22 protein-coding genes are annotated in these 18,078 nt (G+C 40.8%); 1 reads left to right on the top strand and 21 read right to left on the bottom strand.

The features are described from left to right. Positions 1-58 precede the first annotated feature (58 nt). The 17 genes from NSS78_RS00340 to metG all read right to left on the bottom strand — a co-directional run bounded on the left by NSS78_RS00340 (position 59) and on the right by metG (position 14,928). Entirely contained in the window at positions 59-289 is a 231-nt protein-coding gene (locus NSS78_RS00340; protein WP_003217967.1) for an anti-sigma-F factor Fin family protein, read from the bottom strand. A 55-nt stretch (positions 290-344) separates the two neighbouring features. Beyond that, positions 345-911 (bottom strand): aminoacyl-tRNA hydrolase, encoded by a 567-nt coding sequence (gene pth, locus NSS78_RS00335; RefSeq protein WP_212046561.1) that lies wholly within the window; start codon positions 909-911, stop codon positions 345-347. Between the two features lie 139 nt (positions 912-1,050). After that, positions 1,051-1,677 carry a 50S ribosomal protein L25/general stress protein Ctc gene (locus NSS78_RS00330; RefSeq protein ID WP_003217956.1) on the bottom strand — a complete coding sequence of 209 codons (627 nt, stop codon included), beginning with the start codon at positions 1,675-1,677 and terminating at the stop codon, positions 1,051-1,053. 137 nt (positions 1,678-1,814) lie between these two features. Next, positions 1,815-2,768, bottom strand: a complete 954-nt coding sequence (locus tag NSS78_RS00325) for a ribose-phosphate diphosphokinase (protein WP_003217907.1) — start codon at positions 2,766-2,768, stop codon at positions 1,815-1,817. A 22-nt stretch (positions 2,769-2,790) separates the two neighbouring features. Next, a complete protein-coding gene (gene glmU / locus NSS78_RS00320) occupies positions 2,791-4,161 on the bottom strand; it encodes a bifunctional UDP-N-acetylglucosamine diphosphorylase/glucosamine-1-phosphate N-acetyltransferase GlmU (RefSeq protein WP_003217924.1) in 1,371 nt (456 codons plus the stop codon). 198 nt (positions 4,162-4,359) lie between these two features. Next, on the bottom strand, positions 4,360-4,656 hold the full coding sequence (spoVG, locus tag NSS78_RS00315) for a septation regulator SpoVG (RefSeq protein WP_034324487.1): 297 nt from the start codon (positions 4,654-4,656) through the stop codon (positions 4,360-4,362). Between the two features lie 225 nt (positions 4,657-4,881). Then, positions 4,882-5,259, bottom strand: a complete 378-nt coding sequence (ridA, locus tag NSS78_RS00310) for a 2-iminobutanoate/2-iminopropanoate deaminase (protein WP_003217959.1) — start codon at positions 5,257-5,259, stop codon at positions 4,882-4,884. A gap of 37 nt (positions 5,260-5,296) precedes the next feature. Beyond that, positions 5,297-6,130 carry a pur operon repressor gene (gene purR, locus NSS78_RS00305; protein WP_003217919.1) on the bottom strand — a complete coding sequence of 278 codons (834 nt, stop codon included), beginning with the start codon at positions 6,128-6,130 and terminating at the stop codon, positions 5,297-5,299. A gap of 55 nt (positions 6,131-6,185) precedes the next feature. Continuing rightward, on the bottom strand, positions 6,186-7,055 hold the full coding sequence (gene ispE, locus NSS78_RS00300; RefSeq protein ID WP_034620899.1) for a 4-(cytidine 5'-diphospho)-2-C-methyl-D-erythritol kinase: 870 nt from the start codon (positions 7,053-7,055) through the stop codon (positions 6,186-6,188). A 146-nt stretch (positions 7,056-7,201) separates the two neighbouring features. Beyond that, positions 7,202-7,387: a small, acid-soluble spore protein, alpha/beta type gene (locus NSS78_RS00295; RefSeq protein ID WP_012008653.1), complete on the bottom strand. Its 186-nt coding sequence runs from the start codon at positions 7,385-7,387 to the stop codon at positions 7,202-7,204. 163 nt (positions 7,388-7,550) lie between these two features. Beyond that, a complete protein-coding gene (locus NSS78_RS00290) occupies positions 7,551-7,808 on the bottom strand; it encodes a Veg family protein (RefSeq protein ID WP_003217979.1) in 258 nt (85 codons plus the stop codon). Between the two features lie 213 nt (positions 7,809-8,021). Continuing rightward, positions 8,022-8,906 (bottom strand): sporulation peptidase YabG, encoded by an 885-nt coding sequence (gene yabG / locus NSS78_RS00285; protein ID WP_034620903.1) that lies wholly within the window; start codon positions 8,904-8,906, stop codon positions 8,022-8,024. Positions 8,907-9,039: 133 nt separating this feature from the next. Then, positions 9,040-9,918: a 16S rRNA (adenine(1518)-N(6)/adenine(1519)-N(6))-dimethyltransferase RsmA gene (gene rsmA / locus NSS78_RS00280; RefSeq protein WP_050945795.1), complete on the bottom strand. Its 879-nt coding sequence runs from the start codon at positions 9,916-9,918 to the stop codon at positions 9,040-9,042. Next, positions 9,911-10,471, bottom strand: coding sequence for a ribonuclease M5 (gene rnmV / locus NSS78_RS00275; RefSeq protein ID WP_012008650.1), 561 nt, complete (start codon positions 10,469-10,471; stop codon positions 9,911-9,913). The genes rsmA and rnmV overlap by 8 nt, the downstream gene beginning before the upstream one ends. A 160-nt stretch (positions 10,472-10,631) precedes the next feature. Further along, positions 10,632-11,834, bottom strand: a complete 1,203-nt coding sequence (locus tag NSS78_RS00270; protein ID WP_106030286.1) for a G5 and 3D domain-containing protein — start codon at positions 11,832-11,834, stop codon at positions 10,632-10,634. A gap of 244 nt (positions 11,835-12,078) precedes the next feature. Beyond that, the gene (locus NSS78_RS00265; protein ID WP_050945797.1) at positions 12,079-12,846 is read right to left on the bottom strand and encodes a TatD family hydrolase; all 768 of its coding nucleotides are present in this window, start codon (positions 12,844-12,846) and stop codon (positions 12,079-12,081) included. An 81-nt stretch (positions 12,847-12,927) separates the two neighbouring features. Beyond that, positions 12,928-14,928, bottom strand: coding sequence for a methionine--tRNA ligase (metG, locus tag NSS78_RS00260; protein WP_212046563.1), 2,001 nt, complete (start codon positions 14,926-14,928; stop codon positions 12,928-12,930). A 518-nt stretch (positions 14,929-15,446) separates the two neighbouring features. Between metG and NSS78_RS00255 the strand changes: the two genes are divergently transcribed. After that, the gene (locus NSS78_RS00255; RefSeq protein ID WP_087975202.1) at positions 15,447-15,737 is read left to right on the top strand and encodes an AbrB/MazE/SpoVT family DNA-binding domain-containing protein; all 291 of its coding nucleotides are present in this window, start codon (positions 15,447-15,449) and stop codon (positions 15,735-15,737) included. Positions 15,738-15,782: 45 nt separating this feature from the next. Here the strand turns inward: NSS78_RS00255 and rsmI are convergent, their stop codons facing one another. Genes rsmI through yabA form a run of 4 tightly spaced genes read right to left on the bottom strand, consistent with a single transcriptional unit; the run spans position 15,783 to position 18,074 of the window. Then, positions 15,783-16,661: a 16S rRNA (cytidine(1402)-2'-O)-methyltransferase gene (rsmI, locus tag NSS78_RS00250; RefSeq protein ID WP_342468257.1), complete on the bottom strand. Its 879-nt coding sequence runs from the start codon at positions 16,659-16,661 to the stop codon at positions 15,783-15,785. Continuing rightward, positions 16,639-16,935 (bottom strand): GIY-YIG nuclease family protein, encoded by a 297-nt coding sequence (locus NSS78_RS00245; RefSeq protein ID WP_003217970.1) that lies wholly within the window; start codon positions 16,933-16,935, stop codon positions 16,639-16,641. The genes rsmI and NSS78_RS00245 overlap by 23 nt, the downstream gene beginning before the upstream one ends. Then, positions 16,922-17,665, bottom strand: coding sequence for a tRNA1(Val) (adenine(37)-N6)-methyltransferase (locus tag NSS78_RS00240; protein ID WP_268459713.1), 744 nt, complete (start codon positions 17,663-17,665; stop codon positions 16,922-16,924). The genes NSS78_RS00245 and NSS78_RS00240 overlap by 14 nt, the downstream gene beginning before the upstream one ends. A gap of 55 nt (positions 17,666-17,720) precedes the next feature. After that, positions 17,721-18,074 carry a DNA replication initiation control protein YabA gene (yabA, locus tag NSS78_RS00235; protein WP_003217957.1) on the bottom strand — a complete coding sequence of 118 codons (354 nt, stop codon included), beginning with the start codon at positions 18,072-18,074 and terminating at the stop codon, positions 17,721-17,723. Positions 18,075-18,078 lie beyond the last annotated feature (4 nt).

Raw genomic sequence — 18,078 nt, 5'->3', positions numbered from 1 at the left:
CCTCCCTGCTTGTTTAAAACAGAAAAACGCTTTGGTCTATTATCTACACCAAAGCTTTTTATTGAATAAAGGTATGATACTGATGGTAATCAGGATTTCTTTCGAGCGCCTCTTGGCAATCCTCACAAATGGTTTGTACATGTAAATCACCATTTTCCCTATAAGAAATCATATCGTTTCTTTCCTCATTTGTTAAGTGATGAAATCCAAGTGCTTCACTTTGAACAGCGGATTCATCTAGACTGCCAACCTTTACACCACAGTGCCGGCAGTAATAATGCAAAGCCATACGTGATCCTCCCATGCTGAGATTTTATGATCAGTATGTGCTTTGCTTATCATTCTTATACCTTTTTGTTAAAATCATTCATCACTTCTAAAAATGGCTTAGTTAAAGCCGCCTCACAAGCTTCGACAGACGCCTGAATGGCTGATGCAATGTCAGGCTGCTCCTCTTCTGAAAAGCGTCCTAGCACGTAATCGACGACCTTCATGCCATTTTGAGGGCGTCCAATGCCAATACGGAATCGATCAAACTCAGGTGACCCTAAATGCTGAATCAACGATTTGATTCCATTATGCCCGCCAGCACTTCCTTTTGTACGCAAACGAATCCGGCCAGTTGGCAAATCAAGATCATCATAGATGACTTTCAAATGTTCAAGAGGAATATCATAGTAATCCATTAGCGGACGCACGCATTCCCCTGATAAGTTCATATATGTAAGCGGCTTTACAAGTAGAACCTTTTGCCCTGAAACAAACCCTGTTCCAAACAGTCCATTGAATTTTGACTGATTTAAAGGGATGTCCCATTTTTTCGATAATTCATCTATTGTCATAAACCCGACATTATGTCTTGTTTTTTCATATTCTTTTCCTGGATTACCTAATCCAACGAATGCAAGCATGAAACCAATAACCTCCTTTGTCACAAAGCACACGCCTAAAAAATGAGCCAATAGGATTGCCTCATGTAAAACGTATGAATTCTTTTCATTCTAGCACAAAAGACGCAACCGCGGGAGGGTTACGTCTCTAAATGACCAGTTATTCTCCATCGTTATCCTTTTCTTTAATGGCCTCAGGTTCTTTTGGTTCCTCTGCGCTATCTGGTTCAGGAACCTCTGATTGCTGAGGCGGTAAAATGGATGCCACGACTTCTTCTGGATCGTTATTCACTTGATATGATGACTGAACAGACAAATCAGCGACTGTTAGGACATCATTCACTTCTAAGTTTGTAATATCTGCTTCTATATGCTGAGGGATATCTTTTGGTTTCGCTGTAATGGATAGTTCAAATAGTGGCTGCTGAAGCACACCGCCATCTTTAACTCCTTTAGATTCGCCAATCAGTTGAACAGGTACATCCGCTTCAATTTCACGCTGTAAATCGACCACTTGGAAATCTGCATGGACAAGCTCATTTTTCAGCGGGTCTGTTTGTAATTCTGTGACCATCACAGATTTTGTTTCACCGTTCACGTCTAGTGTGATGATTGTATTCTTCCCTTCATCACGTAAGGTCTTTAATAAATCGATGCTGTCTAGTGAAACAGCCAGGTTGTCTGTATTTTTTCCGTATATGACACCAGGAACGTGTCCTGAATGACGGATTTTTTGCAGTGTGGAACGTTTGAAATCAGTTCTTTTATTTGCTTTTAAAGTTGCCATATTCAGCACCATCCTATTTCATTTTTGTCACTACTCTCATAATTACCCATAACCGAATCATTTTAAACCTATTTGCTGTGAATGATGATAGCAAAAAGACCCTAAGTGGATGCCTAGGGCCTTTTTTAATCAGAAAATTAGCTGAAAAGGTAGCTCACAGATTCTTCTTCATGTACACGGATGATGGCTTCTGCAAGCAAAGGCCCAACTGAAAGTGGAATGAATTTTCCAACTTTCTTGTCATCTGTTAAGTGAATACTGTTTGTCACAACTAATTCTTTAATTTTAGAATTTGTGATACGTTCTACTGCTGGTCCAGACAATACTGGGTGAGTACAGCAAGCATAGACTTCAGCCGCTCCATTTTCCACAAGTGCATTTGCAGCAAGTGTAATGGTACCAGCTGTATCAATGATATCATCGATGAGAATCGCCGTTTTGCCTTCAATGTTACCAATGATGTTCATCACTTCAGCAACGTTTGGCTTTGGACGACGTTTGTCGATAATTGCGATTGGCGCTTTCAGGCGATCTGCCATTTTACGCGCACGTGTTACACCACCGTGGTCAGGAGACACAACGACGATATCATTCAAGTTTTTCTGTTCGAAATAGTTTGTTAAGATTGGCACAGCCATTAAGTTATCGATTGGAATATCAAAGAAACCTTGGATTTGCGGCGCATGAAGATCAAGTGCAATGACACGTGTAGCACCCGCTGTTTCAAGTAAGTTCGCAAATAGCTTCGCAGTGATTGGCTCACGAGGTTTTGCCTTACGATCTTGACGTGCATATCCGTAATAAGGGATCACAATATTGACCGTTTTCGCAGAAGCGCGTTTTAGTGCATCTACCATAATGAGCAGCTCCATAATGTGCTCATTCACTGGCGCACTAGTGGATTGAATGACATAACAATCACAGCCGCGGATACTTTCTTCAATATTGATTTGGACTTCACCGTCACTAAAGCGTTTAACAGAGCTCTTTCCTACATCAACTCCGATACGATCGGCAATTTCTTTCGCAAGTTCAGGGTTTGAATTCAAAGAGAATATCTTTAAATTCGCATCAGCATAACGATTAGACATGGTAAACCTCCGGGTATTTGGATTATTTTTTATGAATATTTTTCACATAATCTTCTTTATTGACTTGTCTTGCTCTAGCGATAGACAATGCATCCTGCGGTACATCTTCTGTAACCGTTGAACCAGCTGCAACATATGCCCCTTTTCCGACAGTGACTGGTGCCACGAGATTAGAATTACAGCCAATAAAAGCGCCATCTTCAATCTTCGTTAAGAATTTGTTCTTCCCATCATAGTTGACTGTAATAGATCCACAGCCAAGGTTTACATCAGTTCCGACCTCTGCATCTCCAATATAGCTTAGATGAGATGCTTTGCTGCGGTCACCGAAAACCGTTTTCTTGATTTCGACAAAATTCCCGATTTTCACTTCATCGCCAATTTTCGACAACGGGCGAATATGAGCAAACGGCCCAATTGTCACATCGACTCCAACCTCACTATCGCAGACGACAGATTGCTTAATCACTGTGCGGTCTCCGATGATGCTGTCAACAATTTCAGTGTTTGGCCCAATAGTGGCGTCTGCACCGATTTTCACATTCCCTTTGATGACCGTCCCAGGATAAATCATTGTATCTTCACCGATCACTGCATCAGGTGAAATATACGTGTTCTCAGGATCAATCAAGGTCACACCATTCTTCATATGCTGATGATTAATACGTCGCTTCATGAATTGCTCTGCTTGTGATAGAGCGATACGATCATTGACTCCAAGTGTTTCTTCAAAATGCGGTGTTTGATATGCTGCAACCGTTTGTCCTTCATTCTTTAAAATTTCAATGACATCTGGCAAATAGTATTCGCCCTGTGCATTTTCATTCGACACTTGCTCAATCACACGGAAGAGATCTTCATTTGAAAAACAATAAGTCCCTGTATTAATTTCATTCACTTGACGTTCCGCATCATTCGCATCTTTATGCTCCACAATTTTCACGACAGCACCGGTTTCGTCACGAATAATACGACCATAACCTGTCGGGTCATCCGCATGTGCTGTTAAAATAGTGACTTTCGCTTGATGTTTTTGATGCTCGCTCAACATAGCTTCCATTGTTTCCGCTGTCAATAATGGCGTATCACCACAAATGACAATGGTTGTTCCCTTTTCCTGCGCAAGGAACGACTTTGCTTGCTTGACGGCATGTGCTGTTCCCAGCTGTTCTTCTTGAAGTGCATACTCACTTCTGTCTCCAAGCTGCTCTTTGACGTTCTCTGCTCCATGACCGACAATCGTCACTAGCTTGGCTAAAGAAAGCTTTAACGCTTCATCTGCCACATGCTCGACCATTGGCTTTCCGCAAACTGGATGAAGTACTTTGTATAGCTTTGACTTCATTCTCGTTCCTTTTCCCGCTGCTAAAATCACTGCGAACCGCTTATCCATTGATTGGCCTCCAATATCCCTATTATCCATAGAAAAATATATCCTAAATAAGGACTGATTTCAAGGATACATGAGGAAGTACAATATTTTTCTAACGGATGAAACATATAAGACACATGAGGAAAAACGCAAAAAAGACAGCATTTAAAAGAAAACATCCATTTTCTCTTAAAGCTGCCTTTTTAGGTTAACGTATCATTAAGAAGCTCCAGCTTCTTCATATTCAATTGTCTCTTCCTCTTCGCCTAAGCGATGATATTCATTTAATACAGCATCTTGGATTTTTCCCCGAGTACCTGAATTAATTGGATGTGCAATGTCGCGAAACTCTCCATCAGGCGTGCGTTTGCTAGGCATTGCAACAAACAAGCCATTGTTTCCATCAATCACACGAATATCATGAACAACAAATTCGTGGTCCAGCGTGATGGATGCAATCGCCCTCATGCGACCATCGGTATTCACGCGGCGTAATCTTACGTCAGTAACTTCCACAGTAGTTCACCACCTTTTCCCAATATAAAAGCATTACTTAGGTATTCAACGATTGTGGTGATTCTCCTGCTCTTTTTTTAAACTTTTTTTGAAATATCGGGATATTTATACATTTTTTGTCATCTTCGTGACGACGCTTACATTCTCTGCGCGAAAAAAAGACATCATGATGATGTCTTTTCCTGCATATGATGAAACCAAACGGCTTTCGTTACGATTGCCTGTTTACTTTACTAATGCAATCACTTCAATTTCTACGAGTGCATCCTTAGGAAGTCTTGCCACTTCCACACAAGAACGAGCTGGCTTATGTGTATGGAAATACTCACCGTACACTTCATTTACTTCTGCGAATTGTTCCATATCTTTGATAAAAACTGTTGCTTTCACGACTGTTTCAAAGGAAGCACCTGCTGCTTCAAGTACGGCCTTAAGATTACGGAACACTTGATGAGTTTGTTCTTTAATATCTCCATTTACAAAGTCTCCAGCTGCCGTTAATGGAATCTGCCCGGAGCTGTAAAACATGTTATTGACAATAATCCCTTGAGAGTAAGGTCCAATGGCTGCTGGTGCATGTTTGGTTTGAACAACTTTTGTCATATCAATCTCTCCCATTCAACTACATGTTTATCAATGCTTAAGCTTTCGAATGAAAAAACTCGTGGAAATTGCCTTCATTGATCTCAATGATCTTCTGCTTCATATCAATGGTTGAAAGCTTTAAAAGCGATACATACTCATCAACGAGACGTTCATCTACGCCTTCATCTTCTAAAAGAACACCGATCCCTGCAACATTTGCATTAAATTCCTCAAGCAAATTCACCATGCCGTTAATGGTTCCGCCAGCTTTCATAAAGTCATCAATGATCAGGACATTGGATCCTTTATCTAAGCTCCGCTTTGCAAGTGACATGGTTTGAATTCGATTAGACGAACCTGACGCGTAGTTAATACTTACAGTTGATCCCTCAGTTACTTTATTATCTTTTCTAACGATCACAACCGGCACATTTAAATAACCCGCAACAGAATAGGCAATAGGAATACCCTTTGTCGCAACAGTCATGACGACATCAATCGCACGATCTGCAAAGATGGTCGCAAATAGCTTACCGATTTTCGCAAGGATTGAAGGATTCCCTAAAACATCGGTTAAATATAAATAACCGCCAGGAAGTACACGTTCAGGAGTCGATAGAGCTTCTCCGATATCGTTTACCACGTCGTCTGCTTCTTTTAGGTGAATCTTCGGAATATATTTCACTCCGCCAGCAGCACCAGGTACAGTAAGCAATGTGCCTATTCCCTGCTGTTCGAAGGTCTGTTTGATAATCGTTAAGTCTTCACTAATGGAGGACTTCGCAGATTGATATCTTTCTGCAAAAAAAGTTAACGGTACTAGTACGTGCGGGTGGGCTAACAAATAATTTGTTAAGTCCACCAATCTGCCGCTTCGACGAAACTTCATGAACTTACCCCCAGAACCCGAATAATTTATGATAAATATAACTTAATATACGGATTTAATCAAGGGCATTTTGTTCGCCGATCATGCGGACAGCGTATACTTGATCACAAAACCCTCTCAGTCCGTTATATATTCTTTGTACCTTCGATTCATATTGAATCAAGCCAAATACTGTAGGGCCGCTTCCACTCATTAAAACAGCGTCAGCACCGAAACGTTTCATCTGTCTTTTGATCATATCTACTTCTGGATACATCTTTAATGTCACAGACTCTAGAACATTTCCGAGTGAGCCGCACATCTCTTTATAATCTTTCGCTTCAATCGCTTCAATCATACGCTTTACATTCGGGTGTTCTACTTTGCTTGCGTCATATTGTCTATAGACTTCAGCTGTAGATACCCCAATCACCGGCTTCGCTAAAATCACCCAGCAATGCGGCGGTGTCGCAATATGCTGCAGCTTTTCTCCACGTCCTGTCGCTAGTGCTGTGCCTCCGTGTACACAAAAGGACACATCTGAGCCGATCTCCGCTCCAAGCTCAGCTAGTTCATCTAACGTGAGGTTTAACTTCCACAAACGATTTAAGCCGCGAAGTGCTGCTGCTGCATCACTGCTGCCTCCAGCTAACCCTGCTGCGACTGGAATTGTTTTTGTGATGACAATGGATACACCTTTTTGAATACCGAACCTTGTTTTAAGTAATTTAGCCGCCTGATAAGCCAAATTACGCTGGTCATCTGGCACGAATCGATTATGAGATGATACACGGATTTCATCCTTGTCCAGCTCCGTCAGCTCAAGTCGATCTGCAAGGTCTATTGTTGTCATCACCATCTCCACTTCGTGATATCCATCCGGTCTTTTTCCATGAACATCAAGTGAGAGATTAATTTTCGCCGGTGCTTTTTCTAAAATACGCAAACATTTCACCTACTTCTCCATCTAAACATAAGTATCAATATTGTATCACATTTGATGGATCTGATGAATATAGGCTTTTACGCTGAGCACACTGACTTTTTCATCAAAAAAAGCCAGAGACACCCGAGGTATCCCTGACCGTTTTTCTATCGTTGATTCTCATCCTGAGCCATGTGCTGTTGAGCTAATTCAATGGCACGTTTGACCATATTACCTGCGTCACGCGCACGAATCTCTCCCCAGCCTCCATTTTTGACGGTATCATAAAATCCAAGATCCTTCGCCAGCTCGTATTTGAACTCATCTGACATAATGCCTCGGCGTCTACCCAAACGAAACAGCCCCTTTAGTCGAGAATTCGAATCAGTGCCACCGCTTGTGTGGCTTTCTTATTTTGTATCGAATCCTTTCTTTTACCCCTTTCAAAAAATGGACAGACTCCCATTCAGAAAAAAAGGCAAAACAAAAAGCAGTAAACAAAAAGTTCACTGCCCATTAATAGGCGACTGAGCTAGCGGTATCATCGAACGTTAATTCGACCGTCTCAGTCAGTATATCTGCATAACTATAAGAAACTCTTTCAAACGAATTCTCATCTTGATCTAATTGAATCACAAATACAGAAGGGTACGTTTCAGCTAAAATGCCCGAACGCTCAATTGTTTTACGGCGGCCCCCGTTAGCCTTTAACGTCAAACGTTTACCTAAGTTACCATCAAGCGATCTTTTGATGTCGGACAAAGTCTTCGCCATTGCATCCACCTCACTGAGATAATTATACAACAACGGCCCGTTTTTGTCAAATAAAAATTAAATTATATCAACGAACACGAGCCATTGTCAACAAAATAATTTTGACAAACTTCTACCTTTTCTCCTCCCTATTTTTCTCAATTTCCGGTGAATTATGTATCCTTTTGCAATTTCTTTTTGAACATAAAAAAAACCAGACTGAAATCAGTCGGGTTATGTCGATTCATGATCTCTTTTATATGGCATACCTACCCTTAGAACACCCTTCGTCTCGATGCCTCCGAGCCCTTTTTCTCTTGTTAATGTATTTCGGAGCACATCCCACACGTTGATTCGATCTACAAATGGAGTGAAGCTGATCTTCGCAACGATATAGACGGGGTCGAGCGCATGGATATTCACACGGGAAGGCGAGCTCGCAAAATTGGCACCTGCTTGGATCAATGATTCGAAATGAGATTGACAGGCACCAGCAAAGATCACAAGCTGATCTAAATGAGGGATTTTCCGTCTGGCTTTTTGAACCGTTTCAACGAAATGCCGAGAATGACGATATGCACTGATATCATGTACGCCGCCCTTTTGCTTGGAATACGCATCATGTCCTGTGATAACCAATATATCTGGCCGATATTGATCAATTAACGAGTCAATCATGCTTGGCATTTTCTTCTCATGGCAATGCACCCCATACACAGGTACACCAATTCGTTCATATACATCTAAGCATTTCTTTAAGTATGAAGCATCTCCATCTAAATGAAGGACCTTTCCAGGCATGTGAAAATACTGCTCCTGATGCTGATATTGTCCAGAAGTATAATACTCTTGTTTTTCCCGCAGCAGCTGATAATCCTGTCTTAGTAAATCGAGCGATTCATTGATTTTTCTTTCGTCATTTTTCTCTCTAGTCAGCTGTTCCTCTTTTTGAACCTTGACGAGATCTGACAACTTGGCATCAGCAATCAGCCTCACTTCATTCCCATGCAATATGGCGGTGGCTTCGTGCTGATCGGTCTCATCAATTCGAATAATTCGAAACAAAATATCCATTTGATAGGATGCCCTTGTCACCATATCTCCTATTTGAAATTGCATGCTTTTCACTCCACAATCAGGCTCATATCCTGTTGGTATCGTCTTGCGCTAAATATGTTCGTCTTTCATGGTGCTGTTCTTTCTAGCCTATGCCCGAACAAACGAAGTGGTGAAAAACAAAAGAAAAAAGCCCTTAAGACAGGGCTTTTTGTAAAACATTCGCCAAACGGGCAAATTCCTCAATGGATAATGACTCGCCGCGGCGCTTTCCATCAATTTCTGCTGTTTGAAGTGCTTCTTCAATGATCGCTTTATGTTGCTTTCCATCAGGTAAGTTGTTCATGAGATTATTCATCAATGTTTTTCGGCGCTGACCAAAGCTCGCACGGATCAATTGAAAGAAAAACTCATCATTTTCTACTGAGACAGCAGGCGTTTCACGAACGGTCAGCTTGATCACAGCCGAATCGACATTTGGCTGTGGAACGAAAACCGTTTTAGGCACAACCATCACCGTTTTCGCTTCCGTATAGTATTGAACTGCGATAGACAGCGAATTGTATTCCTTTGATGAAGGGACAGCGGCCATACGATCTGCTACTTCTTTTTGCAGCATGACTACAATCCCTTTCAATGGAAGGTTTTCTTCAAGCAGCTTCATAATAATCGGTGTCGTCACGTAATATGGAAGGTTGGCGACAACCATCACTTCTTTACAGTCAGCAAAATTTTCCTCGATGACCTTTCCCACATCTGCCTTTAATACGTCTTGATGAATGATCGTAACATTATCATATGGAGAAAGTGTATCGTTTAAAATGGGCAATAACCGCTGATCGATTTCAAACGCGGTGACTTTCTTTGCACGCTTAGCGAGCTGCTCGGTCAATGCACCGATACCAGGCCCAATCTCAATCACGCCAGTCTCATCCGTCACCTCTGCGTGATCGACAATACGATCGAGTATATTTGTATCAATTAAAAAGTTCTGCCCTAAGCTCTTTTTAAAAGAGAAACCGTATTTCTTCAGTATTTCCTTCGTTCTGATGGGTGTCGCTATATCTTTATTCATCGGCTTCCTCCTGCATGACGGTCTTTAAGGCCGCAATAAAATCATGTTTGGTTATTTGGAACATGTGAAGGCGCTTATGCAGCTGCTTCGCATTGGTATATCCTATATTTAATAGCACACCTAGTCGTTCTCGGCGGCGTTTCGATGATTCGCCTCCGATTAGGCCTGCGTCAAATAAGTCATCTAATGTAATGTCACTTTCCGTTACTTCCATTTCCTCATGGACATGGGCAAGGCATTCCCGAATACTGTCCAAGGAAGCATGCTCGACACCAATTCCTTTGTCCCGCTTCGCCTTCGCAAGATGTTTTGGCAAAAATGCGTGCTTACAGCCAGGAACCGCTTCTGCGATGGTTTTCCGGATCTTCTCCCCAGGGAAATCAGGATCAGTTAAAATAATGACCCCTCTCGTCTCCTGAGCAAGACGCACTTGTTGAATAACTGTATCGCCAATGGCTGATCCGTTTGTTTCGATCGTATCTGCATCAACTGCCATCTTCACTCTCGCAGTGTCGTCACGACCTTCCACCACAATGATTTCTTTGATTTTCATGTATTCCTCCGCTTGCAAAAACAATAAACAATTTTTGGTTAAAAAATGAAACCTTTCTTGCTGTTTTTGCGTCTAATTAATTAGAAAACAGTGCTTCTATTATAACCAAAAAAACAGAGGGTGCGCAAAGCCCTCTGTTCATATAAATGATTTGATGTGTTTATTTGAGTACTCTAATTTTCACTCGTTTATTTCCCCATTGATAAGCTGCCGACTTATTTGGGACGAACACATCAATTTTATTCCCTTTTATAGCAGATCCAGTGTCTGATGCAACGGCATATCCATAGCCTTCCACATACACTTTAGAGCCTAGCGGAATGACACTCGGATCAACTGCTATGACCTTTGCACCTGGATTTGATTTTAAATTATAGCCAGTTGACGTTCTGCCCGTACATCCAGCACAGCTCGCTGTATAGGCTGTCGACGCCACATAAAATTCTTTTCCTGACGATTCATTGCTTCTTGAAACGGCAGGTGTCGCTTTAGGCTCTTTTTGGGACTCTTGTGTACCAATGGCCACTAAACGATCCTTGCTATCTTTTTCAGTCACTTCTTTAATCAATTCTTTAGACACCACTTTGCCGTTTTCTTTCACAATGGCATAGTGCTTCTTCAATTTACCTTCTTCACCTTTTTTAAGCACCTTCTCTTTTCCTTTTTCAAGAGAACGATCCTTTTTATGTTTGGTATCAAAAGCAATTTTCTCTTCCACTACATCGGTGACTTTTTCCACCCGAGTGATCTGGATATCTGCGCTTTTATTAGAAATGTGACTATGTAACGCAGGTTTGATCTTATCGTGCTTCTTGAGCTTCAGCTCTTGTTGCTTTAAAAAGTCAGCGACCGTAGTCGAAGTGGTCCACACTTTTTTCTCTTTTCCTCCATCATTTACGCTGACCTGGAAGGCCTGCTGAACCACAAGATCCATATCCTTTTTAATCTTGTTATTCTTTCCTGGAGTTACTTGATCGTGCTTCCCAATATCTATCTTCTCATTCTTCAATAATGCTCCAACCGTCTGATCTGTTGTCCATATCGTTTTCTCTTTCCCATCTAGGGTCAGATGAACCGGTATAGCCGCATCATACACAATGTTCATGTTGTCTTCAATCTTTGTATTTAGACTTGGAGAGATATGATCCTCCGCCTTGGTCTTTATTCCAAGGTCTGAAAACAGCTGTGCTACTGTCTCTTCATGTGTACGAATTGTCTTCTCTTTACCATTAATTGAAATGGTAATAGACTGCTTAGTGAGCTCATGCGCACCGTAAGCCGTCCCAGTTCCAGCTAAAAGCAAGCAAACAACTAGTAATAAAACCTTGCCTTTTCCTAGCTTAACAGAAAACAGATTTTTCATTTTTTGTACGATGAAAAACGCCTCCTTCTCCTCGGAGAGATTATATAGAGTATCTCAAAACCTGTCAACCCTTCCACCCACTGTACAAAAATGCTCGATTGTAACCCTATTATGGGAGATTAATGGAAGGAAGGGAAGAAAGACTTATCGACAACTTATCCTATGAAGAGGCGTAAACGTGTAGAACATTTTCGTTATATTTCACAAATGGACAAGCTTAAACAAGGATTGACATCATATACTGTCAGTTTATACCGAAAACTTTTTTCGCATTTTTTGTGGTCAATTCAGCAAGCTCTTCAAAGCTTATTTCTCGTAACTCCGCAATTTGTTCTGCGATATATTTCACATAACTTGGCTCGTTGCGTTTTCCTCTAAATGGCGCTGGTGTTAAGTATGGGCAGTCTGTTTCAATCAAAAGTCGGTCACTTGGTATGTCTTTGACAACTTCCTTCGGTTTTTTGGCATTTTTAAATGTCACGGGTCCACCGAATGAAATATAAAAGTTCATATCCATACACGCTTTTGCGATTTCTAGGCTGCCAGTAAAGCAATGCATAATCCCTCCAACTTCAGCCGCTCCCTCTTCCTTTAAGATCGTCACGACATCTTCCGTTGCGTCACGATTATGAATAATGATCGGAAGATTCACTTCCTTCGCAAGAGCAATTTGACGTCTAAAGACTTCTTTTTGCACATCTTTTGGCGACTTGTCCCAATAGTAATCGAGACCCATTTCTCCAATTGCAACGACTTTTTCATGTTGAGATAATTCTTTGATCCACAGCAAATCCTCATCTGTCATATCGATGGCGTCGACTGGGTGCCAGCCAATGGCTGCATAGATGAAATCATACTCTTCAATTAATTCCATTGCTCTCGTAATTGTCGGGCGGTCAAACCCTACCACTACGATTTTTTCGACTTTTTCACTCTTCGCTCTTTCGATCACCTGCTCTAAGTCTTCATTATATTGTTCCGCATTTAAGTGGGCATGTGTATCAAATAACATCGTTGATTGCTCCTTTCGACAATTCTTCTAAAAAACAAAAGGTGTTCGACGAAATGTTACACGTGGAACACCTTTGTTGATTTATAAAATTTTTGTTCCATTTGCTAGAGATTGATCCACTTCAAGAACCTGCAATTTCCCGCTAGTTTCTCCAGTTAAAATCATTCCCTGGGAAATTTCCCCTCTGAGTTTAACTGGTGTGAGATTTGCTACACAGACGAGCTTCTTCCCTACTAATTCCTCAGGTTGATAATGCTTGGCTATCCCCGAAACAATTTGTCTCTTTTCAAATCCAAAATCAAGCTGCAGCTTTAAGAGACGATCTGCTTTTTTCACTGGGGCTGCTTCCAGTACCTGTGCGACTCGAAGATCAACTTTTGAGAAATCATCAAAAGCAATTTCTTCTCCTAGCTCAGGTAATTCTGTTTCTTCTATTTCTACTTTCTCTTCTTCTACCTTTGGTGCACTTCCCTGCATTTTCTCTTTAATATATGCTACTTCTTCTTCAACCTCTAAACGCGGGAATAAAGGCTCGCCTTTTTGTACCGTCGCTTGTTGAATCGCACCGAAAGATAGAATGCTATCCCAGCTTTTAAGCTTCTCTTCTTCAATGCCAAGCTGGAAGAAAATTTTCTCAGGTGTTTTCGTTAGGAAAGGCGTTAAGAGCACTGCTGTGATGCGGAGTGATTCTGCTAAATGATACATGACAGAATGCAGCTCTTTTCGTTTTGTTTCATCCTTTGCCAGCACCCAAGGAGCTGTCTGGTCAATATATTTATTGGTTCTGCTGATTAATGTCCAAACATTTGAAAGAGCCACAGAGAATTCAAGGTTTTCCATCGCTTCTTCATAGGCTTTGACTGTTTGCTCAGCTACTGCTTTAAGCTCCTCATCAAACTCATTAACTGGACCCTTATAGCTGCTTAATGTACCGTCAAAATATTTTTGAACCATCGCAACTGTACGGTTAAGCAAGTTACCTAAGTCATTGGCAAGGTCATAGTTTACACGTTCCACGAATCCTTCTGGTGTAAACACACCATCCGCACCAAATGGTACTTCACGAAGGAGGTAATAACGAAGGGCATCAAGACCGTAGCGATCTATTAATGTGACCGGATCTACTACGTTCCCTTTTGATTTAGACATCTTACCATCTTTCATCAACAGCCAGCCGTGTGCGAAAATTTGTTTCGGCAGCGGCAGATCGAGTGCCATCAGCATAATTGGCCAATAAATCGTATGAAAACGAACAATTTCTTTCCCTACGAGGTGCACGTTGGCAGGCCAATATTTTTTATATTTTTCATCCTGATCAGTACCGTAACCAATCGCAGTTAAATAGTTGAACAACGCATCAATCCATACATAGATGACGTGCTTTGGATTGTTTGGAACTTTAATTCCCCAGTCAAAGGTTGTTCTTGATACAGCTAGATCCTCTAAACCTGGTTTGATGAAGTTATTGATCATTTCATTCTTTCTTGATTCAGGCTGAATGAACGTTGGATTCTTTTCGTAATAGTCTAGTAAACGATCCGCATACTTACTCATACGGAAGAAATATGATTCCTCTTTAATTAATTCGACAGGATGTCCGCTGTCAGGGCTTTTCCCGCCAGTGACTTCTCCTTTTTCATTCCGCTCAACATCCACAAGCTGTGTTTCCGTATAGAATGTCTCATCAGGAATACTGTACCAGCCTTCATATTGGTCTAAATAAATATCGCCTTGATCAAGCAGCTTTTGAAATACTTGCTCAATGATTTTCGTATGTCTTTTTTCTGTTGTACGGATGAAATCATCATTGGAAATGTCGAGTTTCTTCCATAGTGATTGAATGTCTGCTACGACGGGATCTAAATATTCGATCGGTGTGATGTTTTGTTCTTCAGCTTTTTGCTGAATTTTTTGTCCGTGCTCATCTGTACCCGTTAAATACATCACATCATAGCCTTGAAGACGTTTATAACGAGCCATAGCATCCCCTGCTACTGTCGTATAAGCATGTCCAATATGTAATTTTCCGCTCGGATAGTAAATAGGTGTTGTCAGATAGAACGTTTTTTTCTTTTCCGGCATGTTGGAACCTCCTGCGTGTATAAATGTCAAAAACTCCCGCCCAATGGACGAGAGCGGTTATCATCATTACATGAAAATGTGTTAGATCCATTTATTAAATTTTGCACTTGTGCTTTCTCTATGATACCATCTTAGCCTTTAAGATCAAGCATATATACATAGAACAAGATGAAATGATCGAAAAAGATGAGTTTTTCGAAAAAAACGACAAACCTGTCGACATTTTGTCGAATATTGTCGTATGAAATCTATCTCCAGATTTACAATTGTCTAATTTAGGGCAAAAGTCTTGTTAATCTGAACTCGTCATTTCTCATATTTTCATAGAAAAAAGCCGCAAAATCCTTATAAATCAGTAGTTTCAAGGTCTTTTGACTTTAAGAGTCATATTTTACAAACAATAGTAAACAAAATGATTGACGATTTATGGAAACCTTGTTATGCTATGAATGTAAGGAATTTGTCGAATAATGACGAAGATAATATTATATTAAGAATAAGAACTCTTTGGGAGGAGAATGAAGATGAAATCTACAGGTATTGTACGTAAAGTTGACGAATTAGGGCGCGTGGTGATTCCAATCGAACTTCGCCGTACTCTAGGAATCGCTGAAAAAGACGCTTTGGAAATTTATGTTGATGATGAAAAAATTATCCTAAAAAAATATAAACCAAACATGACTTGCCAAGTTACAGGTGAAGTATCAGACGATAACCTTAAACTTGCTAATGGTAAATTAGTTCTTAGCCGTGAAGGTGCAGAGCAAATCATTAACGAAATCCAAAACCAACTTCAATCACAAAAATAAGTTTGATATAAAAAAGGTTCTTGCACCGTTTGCAAGAACCTTTCTTTATTGTTCAATATGATAGGCATCGTATATGGTGCGCTTTGGTACACCGCGTTCGACGGCTGCATGTTTAATGGCTTCCTTCGACGTTAATCCTTCCTCTATGTAATGGATTACGTGTTCCTTTTCAGATAAGGACTTCCACCAGACATCTTCATTTAGCTCTTCTTCATCTTGATCGTTACCTTGTACGACTAGACAGAATTCACCTCGGATTTGATTCTCTACCGCCCATGTCAGCACAGACTCTAAATCTCCACGAATAAACTCTTCAAATTTTTTCGTTAGTTCTCTCGTAATGGCGATATTCCGGTTGCCCCACACTTCCTTCATCAAAGTCAGCGTTTCTTTTAACCGATGAGGCGCTTCATAGAAAATGATTGTTTCTTGACGCTTCTTCAAAGCTTCGAGCTGTTTTTTCTTTTCCTTTTTTTGTCGGTCAAGAAATCCATAAAAGAAAAATGGCTGTGGCGTGATCCCTGAGGCAATGAGTGCTGTAAGTACAGCATTTGCTCCAGGTAACGGAACGACATAACCGCCGATATTCGTAAAGTCTCGGACCACTTCAGCACCTGGATCAGAAATTGTCGGTAAACCAGCATCGCTCACGAGTGCGATGTTTTTTCCTTCTTTTAACCATTCGATCAACTTGTGGCCGCTGCTGTCTTTGTTATGCTCATGATAACTCGTTAATGGCGTATCAATTTCATAGACATGACAAAGTTTTTTCGTTTGTCTTGTATCCTCTGCGGCAATATAGTCTACATCTTTTAATGTTTGTATGGCTCGAAACGTCATATCTTCTAAATTGCCAATTGGGGTTGGGACGAGATATAGAATGCCCATATCTGATTGACCATCAAAGCTTTTCTGTGTTTTCATGTGCCGCCTCCTTTTCAATACGCATTTCTTCTATATAAAGATCTTTCTTTTTCCGTGTCCACGTTTTGAAACGATATTCTTGCTGCATGGCTTCTCTTTTGGTTGCAAAACATTCATGATAATACAGCTCAACTGGCCGTCTTGCTCTTGTATACTTTGCTCCCTTTCCACTATTGTGGGTCGTCAGTCTTTTTTGTAAATCATTTGTATAACCTGCATATAGGCTGCCGTCTGCACATTTCAATACATAGAAATAATGATTATGCTTCTCCATACAGTATCGTCCTGATTTCCTCTGTATACTCTTGATCATCTCCATAAACAAAAAGAGGCGGGAGAATTTTCAGGTCTGGTTTTCCATCTTTTATCCCCTCTACTAAGATGGTATTGGCTTCCTTACCCTGTTTTGGATAAACAAATTGAATTCGTTTTGGCTCAATTCGGTACTTCTTCATCAATTCCACAATCTCAAGCAGCCGTCCCGGCCGATGAACCATCGCCAGTTTCCCTCCTTGCTTCAGCAGCGTGGAAGAAACGCGAATGACATCTTCTAATGTACAATGAATTTCATGCCGAGCAATGGCCAAGTATTCATTCTCATTGATTTCTTCTTTAGAAGGTGTCTTAAAATATGGTGGATTACATGTGATGACATCTACTTTGTGATTGCCGTAGCGTGCTGGCATATCATTCAGATCGCCATGAATCAGTTCTATCTGCTTTTCAACTTGATTATACGCCACACTTCTTTTTGCCATATCAAACAGCCGCTCTTGAATTTCGACCCCAGTAATGGAAGCCTTAGATCGAGTCGAAAGCAGCAATGGCACAATGCCATTTCCCGTGCAAAGATCAATGATCTCTCCTTTTTGGATAGGCACATACGCAAATTTTGCTAATAACACTGCGTCCAATGAAAAGGCGAAAACCGTTTTACTTTGAATAATTTTCATATCTTCGGCGAGCAAATAATCTAATCGTTCATCTTCTCTTAACGAAACCATGATGTATCCTTTCTTTTCCTGTGAAAAAGGCTTCCGATTCAGCGGAAGCCTTTTCTCATTTTTTATTTAAAAATGACAGACAGAACAAACAGTCTCCCTCTTTACGTATGCTTCCATAATGTACATTGCAAATATGGAAGCCCTCCTGATATAACCGAGCCAGATTATCATGACCTTCTCCTATATCAGAATGACCTGGTTTCTGAGCAGAATCATTCTCTGTCTCAGACGATTTGTCCCGATCGGACTGATCCAGACGTTCACGCAAGTGCTGATTCTCCATCTGCAGCTGATGATTTTCTTCAATCACTTCACCGATATGATTTTTCAAATCACCTAACTGGCGATAAAGAGAACCAATTTGTTCTTCTAAATTGATCACCGTATCAAATAGTTCCTTTTTATCCAAGGTG

It is taken from the genome of Bacillus sp. FSL W8-0920 (genome assembly GCF_038593215.1).
Taxonomy (GTDB): Bacteria; Bacillota; Bacilli; order Bacillales; family Bacillaceae; genus Bacillus; species Bacillus pumilus.
Note: the sequence above shows the minus strand (reverse complement) of the source record. Positions and strands in the feature narration are given on the sequence as shown.

Excerpts from the sequence above, each read along its gene's own strand:
- NSS78_RS00340 (WP_003217967.1), bottom strand. The coding sequence starts at position 289 with ATGGCTTTGCATTATTACTGCCGGCACTGTGGTGTAAAGGTTGGCAGT.
- pth (WP_212046561.1), bottom strand. The coding sequence starts at position 911 with ATGCTTGCATTCGTTGGATTAGGTAATCCAGGAAAAGAATATGAAAAA.
- NSS78_RS00330 (WP_003217956.1), bottom strand. The coding sequence starts at position 1,677 with ATGGCAACTTTAAAAGCAAATAAAAGAACTGATTTCAAACGTTCCACA.
- NSS78_RS00325 (WP_003217907.1), bottom strand. The coding sequence starts at position 2,768 with ATGTCTAATCGTTATGCTGATGCGAATTTAAAGATATTCTCTTTGAAT.
- glmU (WP_003217924.1), bottom strand. The coding sequence starts at position 4,161 with ATGGATAAGCGGTTCGCAGTGATTTTAGCAGCGGGAAAAGGAACGAGA.
- ridA (WP_003217959.1), bottom strand. The coding sequence starts at position 5,259 with ATGACAAAAGTTGTTCAAACCAAACATGCACCAGCAGCCATTGGACCT.
- purR (WP_003217919.1), bottom strand. The coding sequence starts at position 6,130 with ATGAAGTTTCGTCGAAGCGGCAGATTGGTGGACTTAACAAATTATTTG.
- NSS78_RS00290 (WP_003217979.1), bottom strand. The coding sequence starts at position 7,808 with ATGGCGAAGACTTTGTCCGACATCAAAAGATCGCTTGATGGTAACTTA.
- yabG (WP_034620903.1), bottom strand. The coding sequence starts at position 8,906 with ATGCAATTTCAAATAGGAGATATGGTGACAAGGGCATCCTATCAAATG.
- rsmA (WP_050945795.1), bottom strand. The coding sequence starts at position 9,918 with ATGAATAAAGATATAGCGACACCCATCAGAACGAAGGAAATACTGAAG.
- rnmV (WP_012008650.1), bottom strand. The coding sequence starts at position 10,471 with ATGAAAATCAAAGAAATCATTGTGGTGGAAGGTCGTGACGACACTGCG.
- NSS78_RS00270 (WP_106030286.1), bottom strand. The coding sequence starts at position 11,834 with ATGAAAAATCTGTTTTCTGTTAAGCTAGGAAAAGGCAAGGTTTTATTA.
- NSS78_RS00265 (WP_050945797.1), bottom strand. The coding sequence starts at position 12,846 with ATGTTATTTGATACACATGCCCACTTAAATGCGGAACAATATAATGAA.
- metG (WP_212046563.1), bottom strand. The coding sequence starts at position 14,928 with ATGCCGGAAAAGAAAAAAACGTTCTATCTGACAACACCTATTTACTAT.
- NSS78_RS00255 (WP_087975202.1), top strand. The coding sequence starts at position 15,447 with ATGAAGATGAAATCTACAGGTATTGTACGTAAAGTTGACGAATTAGGG.
- rsmI (WP_342468257.1), bottom strand. The coding sequence starts at position 16,661 with ATGAAAACACAGAAAAGCTTTGATGGTCAATCAGATATGGGCATTCTA.
- NSS78_RS00245 (WP_003217970.1), bottom strand. The coding sequence starts at position 16,935 with ATGGAGAAGCATAATCATTATTTCTATGTATTGAAATGTGCAGACGGC.
- NSS78_RS00240 (WP_268459713.1), bottom strand. The coding sequence starts at position 17,665 with ATGGTTTCGTTAAGAGAAGATGAACGATTAGATTATTTGCTCGCCGAA.